Below are 13,781 nucleotides of genomic sequence, written 5' to 3' on the forward strand. Positions count from 1 at the left end.
GACAAGGGATGTCCTCCTTAAACTTCGCGGGCGACAGCTTGCGTGAGCTTCGCCGGCAACTTGAATTCGACTTTTTCTTCACGGCCCGCCATCGTCGCGACATCGACGGGCCCCAGCGCGCGCAGCGCGCCGATTACATCCTCGACCATTTCTTCGGGCGCCGACGCGCCGGCGGTCAGGCCGACCGTCTGCGCGCCCGCGAACCATTCGGCCTTCACTTCCGAGCCGTCGGCGACGAGATAGCTCGGCACACCGCTTTCGGTGCCGATCTCGCGCAGGCGGTTCGAGTTCGAACTGTTCGTCGCACCGACGACGAGCAGCACGTCAACCTGTTCGCTCAACTCGCGCACGGCGGCCTGGCGATTCTGCGTGGCATAGCAGATGTCGCGCGTGTCCGGGCCGACGAGGTCGGTGAACCGGCGCTGCAGCGCTTCGATGATGCCGCGCGTGTCGTCGACCGACAGCGTGGTCTGCGTGATGTACGCGACCGGCGTGTCGACGGGCAGCGTCAGCGTATCGACTTCCGCTTCGCTCTGCACGAGGATCACCTCGGCCGGAATCTGGCCGATCGTGCCCTCGACTTCCGGGTGGCCCGCGTGGCCGATCAGGATCAGCCGGCGGCCCGCCGCGACGTACTGGCGGCCCTGCACGTGCACTTTCGTGACGAGCGGGCAGGTCGCGTCGAGCACGTCGAGCCCGCGCGTTTCAGCATCGCGCTCGACCGTCTGGGCGACACCGTGCGCGCTGAAGATCGCGACAGCGCCGTGCGGCACCTCGTCGAGTTCCTCAACGAATCGTGCCCCTTTATTACGCAGGTTTTCGACGACATGCCGGTTGTGCACGATCTCATGACGCACATAGACCGGCGCACCGTGCTGTTGCAGCGCGCGATCGACGATCTCGATCGCACGGACAACCCCCGCACAGAAGCCGCGGGGCTGGGCAAGGATGACTCGCATAAGTGAGCGAACTCCGACGACAGACGCCGGGGTTCGAGGCGCTTGGCACGCGCTTGCTCGCCCCGGCTTGATGTTATGAAGGCAGGAACGAACCGGCCGGCCAGGCCCCGGAACCCCGAATTAATCGCGCATTTTAACCCTATCGCGCCGTCCTTGCTTTGGTGCCGTGTCGGCACCGTTGCAATTGCGGGAGAGCCGCGTCGGCGCTGGCGCGCGCGGAACCCGGTAAACTGCGCGGTTTCGCGGGCGACCGCTCCGGCTGCCCGCCATCGCGCTCATTTCAAGGCCATTCGATGACCGTCGATTCTCACGCGTATTGCCCGTCCGCCCGTGCGGCTTCGGGTGTGTTGTTCCAGACCCTTTTTGAAGCCGAGCCGGCAGGCACGCGGCGGGAGGCAGGCCGATGATGCTCGCGATCGCTTTCCTGGTGTCCGGCCTGTCGCTGGTGATCTGGATCGTGCTGCTCGTCGCGCGCGGCGGCTTCTGGCGCGCGCAGCCGGCGCGGCCGCTGCCGCCCGACGCCCGCGGCGCGGCGGCCGACGCCGGCTGGCCGGCCGTCGTGGCGGTCGTGCCGGCGCGCAACGAAGCCGACGTGATCGCCCGCGCGGCGACTTCGCTGCTCGAGCAGGACTATCCGGGCGGCTTCCACCTCATCATCGTCGACGACCACAGCGACGACGGCACCGCCGACGCGGCCCGCGCGGCCGCGCTCGCGATCAACCGCGCCGACCGGTTGACGGTGCTGACCGCGAAGCCGCTGCCGGCCGGCTGGTCGGGCAAGGTGTGGGCGCAGTCGCAGGGGATCGCGGCCGTGCAGACGCTCGGCCTGCCGGCCGACTACCTGCTGCTGACGGATGCCGACATCGGCCATCCGCCCGACGCCGTCGCGCAGCTCGTCACGCGCGCGCAGGCCGAGCAGCGCGATCTCGTGTCGCTGATGGTGCGGCTGCGCTGCGATTCGTTCTGGGAGAAGGCGCTGATCCCGGCGTTCGTGTTCTTCTTCGCGAAGCTGTACCCGTTCTCGTGGATCAACAACCCGCGCAACCGGACGGCCGGCGCCGCCGGCGGCTGCATGCTCGTGAAGCGCACGGCGCTCGAGGAAGCGGGCGGCATCGAGTCGATTCGCGGCGCGCTGATCGACGACTGCAGCCTCGCCGCGCAGATCAAGCATCGCGGCAGCGGCCGCCATCCGATCCGGCTCGATCTCGCCGATCGCAGCGTGTCGCTGCGCCCGTACGACAGCTGGCGCGACATCTGGAACATGATCGCGCGCACCGCGTTCACGCAGCTGCACTATTCGCCGCTGCTGCTGGCCGGCACGCTGCTCGGGATGACGATCATCTATCTGGTGCCGCCCGTCGTCGCGCTCGCTTACGGCGCGCGCGCATGGCCGGCGTGGCTCGCGTGGGCGTCGATGTGCGCCGCGTATGCGCCGATGCTGCGCTACTACCGGCGCTCGCCGCTGTGGGCGCCGGCGCTGCCGCTCGTCGCGCTGTTTTATGTGGGCGCGACGTTTGCGTCCGCGTGGCGTTACTGGCGCGGCAAGGGTGGCCAGTGGAAGGCGCGCGTGCAGGCGCCGGTGGAGCGTTGACCCAGGCCGGCGGAGGCCGGCCGCCCAGATAAACCGGAGCGCTGAAAGCACACAGCCCGGATCGGCTCGAGCCGATCCGGGCTGTGTGCTTTTTGGCCGGCTTCCGGCCGATGCGCGCGCTTACCGCTGCGTCAGCATCATGTACATCTGGATCACGACGTCCGGCGAGAACGTGAACGGCACCCAGCCGTAGCCCGTGTGGCGGGCGACCAGCAGGCGGTCGCCGTTTGCCTGCTTCTGCACGGCCATCATCGGGTTCTTCGTCGTCACGAAACGCCAGCCGGCCGGAATGCCGGGAGGCGGCTCCGGCTGCATCGACGCGCGTGCGTGCGCGAGTTCCTCGATCAGCTGGCCCAGTTGCTCCGGATGCAGCGTGATCGACTGGCCGTTGATGGTGAGCGTGAGTTCGTTCTGGGACGGGCGCGCGACGTGCAGCGTCGCGTTGTCGGCAGGCGCGGCAGGGGTATTGGTTTCAGTTTCAACCGCGGTTTCGGCTTGCTCCGTCGGGATCAATGCGGTCTCGGCATCGGCCGGGGCGTCGGCGGCTTCGACCACATCGATCGTTTCCACCGTTTCCGCCGCCGCCCGCGCGGTCGCGTTCGCCGACGCTTGCGCCGCCACTGCCGGCTCGACGACATCGGCCGTCACGGCCGACGCAGCAACCGCGCTCGTCGCGGCTTCCTTGACGACGGCCTCGACCAGCGCTTCGGCGTCGGCGATCGCCTTCGCGTGGTGCTGCGCGGCTGCTTCGGCCTGGGCGATCGCTTCTGCGTGACGCTGCGTGATGGCTTCGGCCTCGGCGGTTGCGTCGGCATGACGTTGAGCGGCGGCCTGCGTATCGGCGAGCGCCTGCGCGTGCCGCTGGGCGAGCGCCTCGGCCTCGGCGATCGCAGCCATGTGGCGCTGCGCGGCGGCTTCGGCCTCGGCGGTCGCTTCCGCGTGGCGCTTCGCGGCGGCTTCGGCTTCGGCGGTCGCCGCGGCATGACGTTGCGCGGCCGCTTCAGCCTCGGTCGCGGCGGCGTGATGACGCTGCGCGGCGGCCTCGGCTTCGGCGATCGCCGCCGCGTGTCGCTGCGACGCGGCTTCGGCATCCGCGTGACGTTGCGCGAGCGCTTCGGTCAGCGCGGTGGCTTCGGCATGGCGCTGCGAAGCGGCTTCGGCTTGCGTGGCGGCATCCGTATGACGTTGGGCGGCCGCTTCGGCGGCGGTGGCGTCGGCATGACGCCGCTGCGCGGCTTCGGCATCGGCGGCAGCGGCCGTGTGGCGCTGCGCGGCCGCCTGCGCTTCGGCTTCCGCCGCCGCGTGACGCTCGGCCGCGGCCCGGGCTTCCGCTGCCGCGGCGCGCGCGAAGGCTTCCGCGCTGCGTGCCGCCTGCTGCGCGGCGTGGTGATCGTGGAGGAGCTGATCGACGCCCGTGGCGAGCGAAGCGATCTGATCGTTCAGGTTCATGCGTGTCTTCTCTGCGTAAGACCCGCGATTTTAACCGCTGCGCCGATAGCGGTCCGTGCGCGGCGTGTAACAAAGTGCGCAAAGCGGCGCGACGTGCGCCGCTTTGTGTTACTTGAGGTAGCCGGCCGAGCCGAACCAGTCGAGCGCATCGCGCAGCCCTTCGCGATACGGGCGCGCCCGGTAGCCGAGCTCGCGCTCGGCCTTCGCGGACGTGAAATACATCTTGTTCTTCGACATCCGCAGCCCGTCGACGGTGACGAAGGGCTCCTTCTTCGTGAACTTCGCGACCGCTTCGGCGCCGACCGCGAGCGGGTACAGCGGCCAGCGCGGCAGCGCGATCGTCGGCGCCTTGCGGCCCGTCATCTGCGCGATGTCCGCGAGCATCTGCTGCAGCGGCAGATTCTCGCCGCCGAGGATGTAGCGCTCGCCGATCCGGCCGCGCTCGAGCGCGAGGAAGTGGCCGTGCGCGACGTCGTCGACGTGCACGAGGTTCAGCCCCGTGTCGACGAACGCGGGAATCTTGCCGAGCGCGGCCTCGACGATGATGCGGCCGGTCGGCGTCGGCTTCACGTCGCGCGGGCCGATCGGCGTCGACGGGTTGACGATCACGGCCGGCAGCCCTTCGTCGGCGATCATCCGTTCGACCGCGCGCTCCGCGAGCACCTTGCTGCGCTTGTAGACGCCGATCGCCTGTTCGGCCGTGAGCGGCCGGTTCTCGTCGGACGGATCGCCGGCGCTCGTCACCTTCAGCGTCGCGACGCTGCTCGTGTAGACGATCCGCTCGACGCCTTCCGCGCGGGCCGCGCGCATCGTCGCGACCGCGCCTTCGAGGTTCGCGCGCTCGATCTCGTCGGGGTCGGGCGCCCACAGCCGGTAGTCGGCCGCCACGTGCAGCAGGTAGCGCACGCCGCGCAGCGCGGCGCGCATCGACGCCTCGTCGCGCATGTCGCCGGTGACGATCTCGGCGTCGAGATCCGCGACGTTCGTGCGCGGGCTGGTCGGGCGCACGAGCACGCGCACCGCATAGCCTTTCTGCTGCGCGATGCGCGCGACGGCCGAGCCGACGAAACCGGACGCGCCGGTGACGAGAACGAGATCGCGGGAAGTATCAGTCATGCGTTTCCTTCAGGGCCGCGCGGGCGGCGCGGCGGTTGAGCATCGGCGAGATTGTACGTGGTCGACGGGCGCGGCGACGCCCGGCCGGCGCGTGTGCGAAGCGGCCGACGCGACTACAATGCCGGGCTTGAATGCAACGGGAGGGCGACGCGATGAGCCGCAATGAACTGGACGAACGGATCGAGACCTACTACGTGCGGGTGCGCGGCGTCGTGCAGGGCGTCGGCTTTCGTCATGCGACGGTGCGCGAGGCGCATGCGCTGAAGCTGCGCGGCTGGGTCGCGAATCTCGAGGACGGCACCGTCGAGGCGATGATCCAGGGCCCCGGCGCGCAGATCGACCGGATGCTCGCATGGCTGCGCCACGGGCCGCCCGCCGCGCGCGTGACCGAGGTGACGTTCGAGGAACGCCGGACCGAGAAGCGCTTCGAACGCTTCCAGCAACAGTAAGCGGCGCACAACGACATGACGGGGTATCCGGAAGCCGGGCGCGGCCTCATGCTGTCGGTGATGGCGTCGACGCTGTTCGCGCTGATGTCGGCTTACGCGAAACTGCTCGCGCCGCTGACGGGGCTCGACATCTTCGCGTGGCGCATCGTGTGGACCGCGCCGGGCGCGCTCGCGCTGATCGCGCTGCGCGGCCGCTGGCCGGCGCTCCGCGAGCTCGCGCGGCGCAGCGCGCGCGACTGGCGCCTGCTGGTCGCGCTGCCGGTGAGCGCGGCGCTGCTCGGCGTGCAGCTGTGGCTGTTCCTGTGGGCGCCGCTGCATGGCCGCATGCTCGAAGTGTCGCTCGGCTATTTCCTGCTGCCGCTGACGATGGTGCTCGTCGGCCGCTTCTACTATCACGAACGGCTCGACCCGCTGCAATGGGCGGCGGTCGCATGCGCGGCGCTCGGCGTCGCGCACGAGGTGTGGGCGACGCGCGCGTTCGCGTGGCCGACGCTCGTCGTCGCGCTCGGCTATCCGCCGTATTTCGTGCTGCGCCGGCGGATCAACGCCGATTCGCTGGCCGCCTTCGCGATCGAAATCGTGCTGCTGTGCCCGATCGCGTTCGCGATGGTCGCGACGAGCGCGACGCGTGTCGCCGGCCATCCGCTGCTGTGGGCGGCGCTGTTGCCGGGGCTCGGCCTTCTCAGCACGCTCGCGCTCGCGAGCTACCTGAAGGCGAGCCGGATGCTGCCGATGGCGCTGTTCGGGATTCTCGGCTACGTCGAGCCCGTGCTGCTCGTCGTGGTGTCGTTGCTCCTGCTCGGCGAGACGCTGAGCGTCGCGCAGCTCACGACGTACGCGCCGATCTGGGTCGCCGTCGCGCTCACCGTATGGCACAGCGCGATGCTGATGCGGCGCTTGCCCGCGCGCGGATAACTGCATCGTCGCGATGCGCCGGCCGTGCGCAACGGGCCGCGCATCGCGCATCATCCACCGCGTCGAACCGCGCGCGTTCCGCTGCCGAGTCCCGCCGAATCCGTCGATACTGACCATCGACTGGCGCCGCGCTGACGCGAATCTGGCGACGCTGCCTGCTTCGCCGCGCAACGCTCGCGCTTGTAATCGAACAGAAGATTCGGTTGCACTTTGTTACTTAGGGTCTCCCCTGATCGGCCACTAGACTGGCCTGACCGACTTCCCTTCGTATGCAGCTTTCCATGAACGGTCATCTCCGCGCCTGGCCAGCCGGGTTGGCACGATACGGGCATACGCGTATCGTCGCCGATCGCGCTCGCCGTCTCTCTCCCGATCCCTTCCCCGGTGCGCGTCGCACCGCCGCCGCGCAGGTGCGCTCATGTCGTTGAGCCCGCCGCATGCCGCCACGGTGCAGCCGTCGCGTAGCGGCCGCCTGATCGAAATCGATTTCTTCCGAGGGCTCGTGCTGTTGATGATCGTCATCGATCACATCGGCGCGAGCGTACTGTCGCGCGTGACGCTGCACGCATTCGCGCTGTGCGATGCGGCCGAGGTGTTCGTGTTCCTCGGCGGCTTCGCGACCGCGAGCGCGTACGGCGCGATCGCCGAGCGCCACGGCGCGCGCGCCGCGCAGCAGCGGTTCGTGCGGCGCGCGACGCAGATCTACCGCGCGTTTCTCGCGACGTCGACGCTGATGCTCGTCGTGTCGGCGGTGCTCGATCACTTCGGCGTCGATGCGCCGAACCTCGCGCTCGACGACGTCAGCGTGATGCTCGCGTCGCCGCTCACGGGTCTCGCCGAGCTGCTGACGTTCCAGCGCCAGCCGTATCTCGCGTCGGTGCTGCCGATGTACGTGCTGTTCGCGCTCGCGTCGCCGGTGCTGGTGCCGTTCGCGCGGCGCCATCCGTGGCCGCTCGTCGCGATCAGCGCCGCATCGTGGCTCGCGGCGGGCTGGCTCGGCCCCGAGTTGCTGGACACCGACGGCTTCCGCTGGAGCTTCAACCCGTTCGCGTGGCAACTGATGTTCGTCGCCGGCGTGCTTGCGCGCTGCCAGCCGTTCTACCGGCGCGTCGCGCTCGGCCGCTGGGGCGCCGCGGCGACGGGGCTCGCGTGCGCGATCGTGCTCGGCTGCGCGAGTTACAAGCTGTTCTCGGGGCTGCCGGTGCCCGAAGGCGTGCTCAAGCGCGATCTCGCGCTGCCGCGCGTCGTGAGTTTCGCGGCGATCGCGTGGCTGATGGCCGATTGCGTGCGCTTCGGCTGGATCGCGCGGATCGCGCAGGGTGTGCGGCCCGTCGTGGCGGTCGGCCAGCGCGGGCTGATCTGTTTCGTCGCGGGTGCGGCGATCTCGCTCGTGATCGATTCGCTGCTGCATCCGGTCGCGGGCAGCGCCGATCTGCGGCATGTCGGCGTGGGCCTCGCGGCCGACGCGTGCGCGGTCGGGCTGATGATGGCGGTGGCCGGTTCGGGAACGTGGATCGCGCGATGGCGCGGCGCGGCGGCTTAGGGCCGACGCAAGCCCGTTATTGGCGTGAACCGGCCCTGGGCGCGCGCAAGAAGGGTGCGGCGCGGCAGGCGCCGCGCCGCGTCAGTGAGGTGAGCCGATACGGGAGCGGGGCGTGGCGGCGGCGTCGTCGGATTCGGCGTCGTCGCGTTCGTCCTGCGCCGGGTCGTCGCGCTCCGCGAGCACCGCGTCGGCTTCGGCCGCGGCCCGGGCGGCGCGCATCGCGGTGCAGCGCTGCGCGTGCCGGATATCCGACAGGATCCTCAAAAGCCGCGTCGTCTTGCTTTTCATCGTGTTCTCCCGCCAGTGCGCATCTCGCGAAGCGGATGCGTTGTCTGCAACCAGTGTAGGACGCGTTCGCGTTTCCGGCGGGAGAATGTGGCGTGCACGCCGCACGCCGAGGGATAGTACTTACTGCGCGGCGGCTGCTTGCACCTGCTGCGCTTCTTCGCGGCGCTCGTCCGCGCAGCGCTGATGCTGGCGCGACAGGCGGTTCATCAGCGGCAGCAGCAGCAGCGCGAGCAGCATGCCGATCGCGGCGAGCCAGCCGAGCTTCTCGAACAGCGACAGGTAGAGCGGCAGCGATTCGGTGGCCGGCAGTTCGTGCGACGGCATCTGCGCGAAGTTCGCGACGACGCTGCCCAGATACTGCGACACGCCCGTCGCGACGAAATACGCGCCCATCATGAAGCCGCTCATGCGCGCCGGCACGTAGCGGGCGATCATCGCGAGGCCGAGGCCGCTCACCAGCAGCTCGCCGAGCGAGTACAGCCCGTAGCCCCACACCATGAACCACGACGACACGCGGCCGTCGACCGCGTAGCGGCCGCTGATCGTGAACACCAGGTAGCCTGCGGCGACCGCGCCGAAACCGAGCGCGTATTTCGCGGCGACCGGCAGGTCGCGGCCGCCCTTCGCGACGGCGTTGTAGACCCACACCAGCACCGGGCTCAGCAGCATGATCCAGATCGGGTTCAGCGCCTGGAACTGCGCGGCGCTCCACGTGAACAGCGTCGTGCCGAACAGCATGAAGCGCGGATCGACGTTGCGCAGCGCGAACAGCGTCAGCGACGTCGACATCTGCACGTAGAAGATGAAGAACAGGATCACCTGGCCGATCAGCACGAGCGCCGCGATCAGGCCGGCGCGCTCCGAGCGCTCCGACTTCGCGATCATGTACGCGAAGATCGCGAGAATCGCGAATGCCGCCGTCCACACGCTGGCGACCGCGAGCTGCTTGTGCTGCAGCACGTACAGCGTGATCAGCGCGAGCGCGACGCCGCCGGCCGCGACCGCGCCGAGGCGCTTCCAGCGGATCGGCTGGTCGTCCGGCTGCGAGCCGACGTGCGCGAGCGTGCGGTGCATCAGCATGAAGTTGAGGATCGCGAGCAGCATGCCGCCGCAGCAGACCGCGAACGCGGTGTGCCAGCCCCAGTGATCCTTGATCCACGGCGTGGCGAGCATCGACACCGTCGAGCCGATGTTGACCGCCATGTAGTAGATCGTGAATGCGCTGTCGATGCGCGCGTCGTCGCCTTCGTAGATGCGGCGCACGAGGTTCGCCGCGTTGGCCTTGAACAGGCCGTTGCCGACGACGATCACGCCGAGCGACGCGTACATGTACGTCAGCTGATCGTTCGGCACCGCGAGCATCAGGTAGCCGGCGCACAGCACGGACGCGCCGATGATCATCGTGCGGCGGGCGCCGAGCACCTTGTCGCCGATCCAGCCGCCGATCGACGGCGCGGCGTAGACGAGTGCGGTAAACGCACCCCAGGTCAGGTTCGCGTGGCTGTCGGTGAAGCCGAGCCGGTCGACCATGAAGAGGACCAGGAGCGCGGCCATGCCGTAGTAGCCGAAGCGCTCCCACATTTCGATGAGGAAGACCGTCGTAAATGATCGGGTCTGTGAAACAGGTGCGTGCATCATCAATCTCGTTTGAAACGGACGGCGCGGATCGCGCGTCGCCTTGGGGTCGAACTGGCGCCGGAGCACTGTGGCCGGGTAGGCTTGCGTCGGCGATGGAGCAATCGGGCGGTTAGCCCGGGCCGGGGGCGGACTCCGCCGGAGAAGGCGGAGCGCGGCCCCGACCGGCGCGCGAATGGTAACGTTTGCCGGTCCGGTGCGTCGGGTCCGCGCCACTTAGGGAAACTCCCGATATGGCAGCAGCTTTCAGGAACATTTGTCTCATCATCTACTTGTAAGCTTGACGCCGGTTCTCCGCAAATTCCCGGAGAGCCGCTTGCAGCTTGCCTGTGAAGCCTTCGAGTCTGGCAAGATAGCGCGTCGTTTCGCTCGCTTCGGGCCCTGTTTAGTGCACCGGGCTCAACGCCGAAGAAGTGGGCGAACCCGAAGATTAAGCTATCTCTAATTAACTTAGTTACTTTCCATCAAACATTTTTTGACGACCACTTTTCGGCCTGCTATGGTTCCCCCCACTGAAAACTCGCGATCGGCAGACGCTGTCGCACTGGGCAGCAAGATTCGCGCGTTGCGCCAACGTCTGAAGCGCACGCTCGACGACACCGCTACCGCCGCGGGGATTTCGAAGCCGTTTCTGTCTCAAGTCGAGCGCGGGCTCGCGTCGCCGTCACTGACGTCGCTGGCCGGTATCGCCCACGCGCTCGGCGTGACGGTGCAGTACTTCGTCGATACGCCGAGCGAGGAACGCTCGGTGTGCCGAGGCGATCAGCTGCGCTTCTTCGGGTTTGCCGATTCGGCGAACCTGTTCGCGCGACTGACGAACGTATCCGAAGGGCGCCAGCTGGAGGCGATTCTCGTGAGGATGCCGCCGGGGCAGAAACGGTCCGAGGTGACGACACATGCAGGAGAGGAGTTCCTGTACGTGATTGAAGGGGAAGTGTCGCTGACGCTGGAAGGCAAGACGTTCGTCCTGCAGGCCGGCGACAGTTCGCACTATCAGTCGACGGTCCCGCACAGCTGGGTCAACACCGCGAAGATCGAGTCGGTGGTGGTCTGGGTCGGTACGCCGCGACTGTTCTAACGCACGGGTATTCCTTCGTTTCTTCGACGGGATGCCTGTCGAAAGAAATGTAAGGAATACTAACATGCAATACGAGAATCACGGGCCTCCTCAATCGCTGCCCCCGTCAGCGTCTCACGCGTAAGCCGCGGCATCCGCCGCGCGACGCCCACCGAACCACCTTCTCAAGACTGCCACGATGAAATCCTTGCATGCCATGTCGGCCGTGCTGGCCGCGCTCGCCCTGACGACGCCCGTCGCCCACGCCGTAACCGTTCCGTCGAACGTCGCGCTCGCTCCGCAACAGGACCTGACGCGACAGGTGCCGGCCGAAGTCGAGTCGCTCGACCCGGCGCACATCGAATCGTGGACCGGCAACACGATCGGCCTCGACCTGTTCGAAGGGCTCGCGCGCATCGATGCGGCTGGCCAGGTCGTGCCGGGCGTCGCACTGTCGTGGGAACGCAAGACGCCGCAGACGTGGATCTTCAAGCTGCGCCACGACGCGAAGTGGAGCAACGGCCAGCCGGTGACGGCCGCCGATTTCGTCTATTCGTGGCAGCGCCTCGTCGATCCTAAGACGGGTTCGAAGTACACGATCCTCGTCGAGTTCATCAAGAACTCGAAGGACATCATCGCCGGCAAGGCCGCGCCGACGACGCTCGGCGTGCGAGCCGTCGACCCCTACACGCTGGAAGTGACGACCGACGTGCCGGTCGCGTTCTTCCCCGAACTGACCGCGATGGCGCCGCTCGTGCCGGTGAACAAGGACGTGGTCGCGAAGTTCGGCGACGCATGGACGCGCCCGGGCAACCTCGTCAGCAACGGCGCATACCAGCTCGTCGACTGGCAGCCGAACAACCGCATCGTGATCTCGAAGGACGCGAAGTACTGGAACGCGCCGAAGGTCGTGATCAACAAGGTCACGTACCTGCCGATCGAAAGCGACGAAACCGCGATGCGCATGTACCAGGCCGGGCAGATCGACTACAGCTACTCGATCCCGTCGGGCATCTTCCAGCAGGTCAGCAAGCAGTTCGGCGCGGAACTGCGCCCGGGCCTGCAGCTCGCGACCTACTACTACTACCTGAACAACAGCGACCCGGCACTGAAGGACAAGCGCGTGCGCCAGGCGCTGTCGATGGTGATCGATCGCGACGTGCTGACGTCGAAGCTCACGCAGGCCGGCGAGAAGCCGATGTACGGGCTGATGCCGAACGGCACGAAGGGCGTGCGGCCGTTCACGCCGGAATGGGCGTCGTGGCCGATGGCCAAGCGCATCGCGACCGCGAAGGACCTGCTGAAGCAGGCCGGCTATTCGGACGCGAAGCCGCTGTCGTTCACGCTCACGTACAACACCAACGATCTGCACAAGAAGGTCGCGCTGTTCACCGCATCGGAATGGCGCACGAAGCTCGGCATCACCACGAAGCTCGAGAACGTCGAGTTCAAGGTGCTGATGAAGCAGCGGCATGACGGCAAGGTGCAGATCGCGCGCGACGGCTGGTTCGCCGACTACAACGACGCGATGACGTTCTTCGACCTGATCCGCTGCGGCAGCTCGCAGAACACCGTCGGCTACTGCAACAAGCAGGTCGACGCACTCGTCGAGGAAGGCAACCAGAAGCTCGACGACAACGCGCGCACCGCGCTGCTCACGCAGGCGCACGACATGGCGATGAAGGACACGCCGATGGTGCCGCTGTTCCAGTACTCGGCCGACCGTCTCGTGAAGTCCTACGTGGGCGGCTATTCGCTGAAGAACGTGATCGACATGCGTGCTTCGCAGGACCTGTACCTGATCAAGCACTGACGGAGCGATCATGCTGGCCTACGCATTGAGGCGCACGTTGTGGGCGGTGCCGACGATCCTCGCGGTCATCACCGTCTGCTACCTGCTGCTGCATTTCACGCCCGGCGGCCCGTTCGATACGGAGAAGCAACTGTCCGCCGCGACGCTCGCGAACCTGAACGCGAAGTACCACCTCGACGAGCCGCTGTGGAAGCAGTACCTGCTGTATCTCGGCTCGCTGCTGCACGGCGATCTCGGCCCGTCGTTCCGCTACGTCGACTGGTCGGTGAACGATCTCGTGAAGAAGGCGCTGCCCGTGAGCCTCGGCGTGGGCGGCGTGTCGATCCCGATCTCGATCGTGCTCGGCGTGCTGCTCGGCACCGTCGCGGCCGTGCGCCGCGACAGCGTGATCGACCGCTTCGTGATGCTGATCGGCAACTTCGGCAACGTCGTGCCGCCGTTCGTGCTCGGCCCCGTCATGGTGTGGATCTTCGCGATCCTGCTGAAGACGTCGGCCGGCAACGGCTGGCTGCCGGCCGGCGGCTGGGGCGACGGCGGCTGGCAGTACCGGCTGCTGCCGATCGCGCTGCTGACCCTCATCAACGTGTCGCTGCTCGCGCGCGTGATGCGCGGCTCGATGATCGAGACGCTGTCGAGCAACTACATCCGCACCGCGCGCGCGAAGGGCCTGCCCGGTTCGACGATCGTGCTGCGCCATGCACTCAAACCCGCGCTGATGCCGGTCGTGTCGCTGTTCGGCACCGTCTGCATCACGTCGATCACCGCGGCCGTCGTCACCGAATCGGTGTTCGCGCTGCCGGGCCTCGGGCAGCTCGTCGTGAACGGCGCGATCAACCGCGATTACACGCTGGTGCTCGGTCTCGTCGTGCTGACGACCGTCTTCGCGGTGCTGTTCAACCTGCTGGTCGACCTCGCGTACGCATGGCTCGATCCGCGCATCCGTTATTGAGCGAGGCACAGCGATGA

General features: G+C 67.8%; 12 protein-coding genes. 7 read left to right on the forward strand and 5 right to left on the reverse strand.

Annotated features, from left to right (window positions below; genetic code table 11):
- Nucleotides 1-17 precede the first annotated feature (17 nt).
- A complete protein-coding gene (gene ispH / locus AC3IFE_RS19550) occupies nucleotides 18-959 on the reverse strand; it encodes a 4-hydroxy-3-methylbut-2-enyl diphosphate reductase (RefSeq protein ID WP_089470829.1) in 942 nt (313 codons plus the stop codon).
- Nucleotides 960-1,362: 403 nt separating this feature from the next.
- Here ispH and AC3IFE_RS19555 point away from each other — a divergent pair, with 403 nt between their 5' ends.
- Nucleotides 1,363-2,550, forward strand: coding sequence for a glycosyltransferase (locus AC3IFE_RS19555; RefSeq protein WP_089470827.1), 1,188 nt, complete (start codon nucleotides 1,363-1,365; stop codon nucleotides 2,548-2,550).
- Between the two features lie 120 nt (nucleotides 2,551-2,670).
- Here AC3IFE_RS19555 and AC3IFE_RS19560 read toward each other — a convergent pair whose 3' ends face one another.
- Complete coding sequence (locus AC3IFE_RS19560; RefSeq protein WP_489191636.1) at nucleotides 2,671-3,999, reverse strand: phage tail protein; 1,329 nt, start codon at nucleotides 3,997-3,999, stop codon at nucleotides 2,671-2,673.
- A 108-nt stretch (nucleotides 4,000-4,107) separates the two neighbouring features.
- Nucleotides 4,108-5,115 carry a hopanoid-associated sugar epimerase gene (gene hpnA / locus AC3IFE_RS19565; protein ID WP_011353724.1) on the reverse strand — a complete coding sequence of 336 codons (1,008 nt, stop codon included), beginning with the start codon at nucleotides 5,113-5,115 and terminating at the stop codon, nucleotides 4,108-4,110.
- A gap of 152 nt (nucleotides 5,116-5,267) precedes the next feature.
- Here hpnA and AC3IFE_RS19570 point away from each other — a divergent pair, with 152 nt between their 5' ends.
- The 3 genes from AC3IFE_RS19570 to AC3IFE_RS19580 all read left to right on the forward strand — a co-directional run bounded on the left by AC3IFE_RS19570 (nucleotide 5,268) and on the right by AC3IFE_RS19580 (nucleotide 8,022).
- Nucleotides 5,268-5,564: an acylphosphatase gene (locus AC3IFE_RS19570; RefSeq protein ID WP_006480292.1), complete on the forward strand. Its 297-nt coding sequence runs from the start codon at nucleotides 5,268-5,270 to the stop codon at nucleotides 5,562-5,564.
- 15 nt (nucleotides 5,565-5,579) lie between these two features.
- The gene (rarD, locus tag AC3IFE_RS19575) at nucleotides 5,580-6,479 is read left to right on the forward strand and encodes an EamA family transporter RarD (RefSeq protein ID WP_301737381.1); all 900 of its coding nucleotides are present in this window, start codon (nucleotides 5,580-5,582) and stop codon (nucleotides 6,477-6,479) included.
- Between the two features lie 418 nt (nucleotides 6,480-6,897).
- The gene (locus AC3IFE_RS19580; RefSeq protein ID WP_489191637.1) at nucleotides 6,898-8,022 is read left to right on the forward strand and encodes an OpgC domain-containing protein; all 1,125 of its coding nucleotides are present in this window, start codon (nucleotides 6,898-6,900) and stop codon (nucleotides 8,020-8,022) included.
- An 81-nt stretch (nucleotides 8,023-8,103) separates the two neighbouring features.
- On the opposite strand, the gene AC3IFE_RS19585 is transcribed toward AC3IFE_RS19580, so the two are convergent.
- Together AC3IFE_RS19585 and AC3IFE_RS19590 are read right to left on the reverse strand one after the other, a co-directional pair.
- Complete coding sequence (locus AC3IFE_RS19585) at nucleotides 8,104-8,310, reverse strand: hypothetical protein (RefSeq protein ID WP_089470822.1); 207 nt, start codon at nucleotides 8,308-8,310, stop codon at nucleotides 8,104-8,106.
- A 120-nt stretch (nucleotides 8,311-8,430) separates the two neighbouring features.
- Nucleotides 8,431-9,948, reverse strand: a complete 1,518-nt coding sequence (locus tag AC3IFE_RS19590; protein ID WP_489191638.1) for a peptide MFS transporter — start codon at nucleotides 9,946-9,948, stop codon at nucleotides 8,431-8,433.
- Between the two features lie 496 nt (nucleotides 9,949-10,444).
- Between AC3IFE_RS19590 and AC3IFE_RS19595 the strand changes: the two genes are divergently transcribed.
- From AC3IFE_RS19595 to AC3IFE_RS19605, 3 genes are all read left to right on the forward strand, one after another.
- Nucleotides 10,445-11,023, forward strand: a complete 579-nt coding sequence (locus AC3IFE_RS19595; protein ID WP_011548888.1) for a cupin domain-containing protein — start codon at nucleotides 10,445-10,447, stop codon at nucleotides 11,021-11,023.
- A gap of 178 nt (nucleotides 11,024-11,201) precedes the next feature.
- Nucleotides 11,202-12,815 (forward strand): peptide ABC transporter substrate-binding protein, encoded by a 1,614-nt coding sequence (locus AC3IFE_RS19600; RefSeq protein ID WP_301737378.1) that lies wholly within the window; start codon nucleotides 11,202-11,204, stop codon nucleotides 12,813-12,815.
- A gap of 10 nt (nucleotides 12,816-12,825) precedes the next feature.
- Nucleotides 12,826-13,764: an ABC transporter permease subunit gene (locus tag AC3IFE_RS19605; protein WP_089470820.1), complete on the forward strand. Its 939-nt coding sequence runs from the start codon at nucleotides 12,826-12,828 to the stop codon at nucleotides 13,762-13,764.
- The last annotated feature ends 17 nt before the right edge of the window (nucleotides 13,765-13,781 follow it).

The sequence above is a fragment of the Burkholderia sp. APQ4-4ca genome, from assembly GCF_057837105.1.

Bases quoted from the DNA above. Each gene is read 5' to 3' on its own strand.
- AC3IFE_RS19560 (WP_489191636.1), bottom strand. From the start codon at position 3,999: ATGAACCTGAACGATCAGATCGCTTCGCTCGCCACGGGCGTCGATCAG.
- AC3IFE_RS19555 (WP_089470827.1), top strand. From the start codon at position 1,363: ATGATGCTCGCGATCGCTTTCCTGGTGTCCGGCCTGTCGCTGGTGATC.
- AC3IFE_RS19585 (WP_089470822.1), bottom strand. From the start codon at position 8,310: ATGAAAAGCAAGACGACGCGGCTTTTGAGGATCCTGTCGGATATCCGG.
- ispH (WP_089470829.1), bottom strand. From the start codon at position 959: ATGCGAGTCATCCTTGCCCAGCCCCGCGGCTTCTGTGCGGGGGTTGTC.
- AC3IFE_RS19600 (WP_301737378.1), top strand. From the start codon at position 11,202: ATGAAATCCTTGCATGCCATGTCGGCCGTGCTGGCCGCGCTCGCCCTG.
- AC3IFE_RS19580 (WP_489191637.1), top strand. From the start codon at position 6,898: ATGTCGTTGAGCCCGCCGCATGCCGCCACGGTGCAGCCGTCGCGTAGC.
- AC3IFE_RS19595 (WP_011548888.1), top strand. From the start codon at position 10,445: ATGGTTCCCCCCACTGAAAACTCGCGATCGGCAGACGCTGTCGCACTG.
- AC3IFE_RS19570 (WP_006480292.1), top strand. From the start codon at position 5,268: ATGAGCCGCAATGAACTGGACGAACGGATCGAGACCTACTACGTGCGG.
- hpnA (WP_011353724.1), bottom strand. From the start codon at position 5,115: ATGACTGATACTTCCCGCGATCTCGTTCTCGTCACCGGCGCGTCCGGT.
- AC3IFE_RS19605 (WP_089470820.1), top strand. From the start codon at position 12,826: ATGCTGGCCTACGCATTGAGGCGCACGTTGTGGGCGGTGCCGACGATC.
- AC3IFE_RS19590 (WP_489191638.1), bottom strand. From the start codon at position 9,948: ATGATGCACGCACCTGTTTCACAGACCCGATCATTTACGACGGTCTTC.
- rarD (WP_301737381.1), top strand. From the start codon at position 5,580: ATGACGGGGTATCCGGAAGCCGGGCGCGGCCTCATGCTGTCGGTGATG.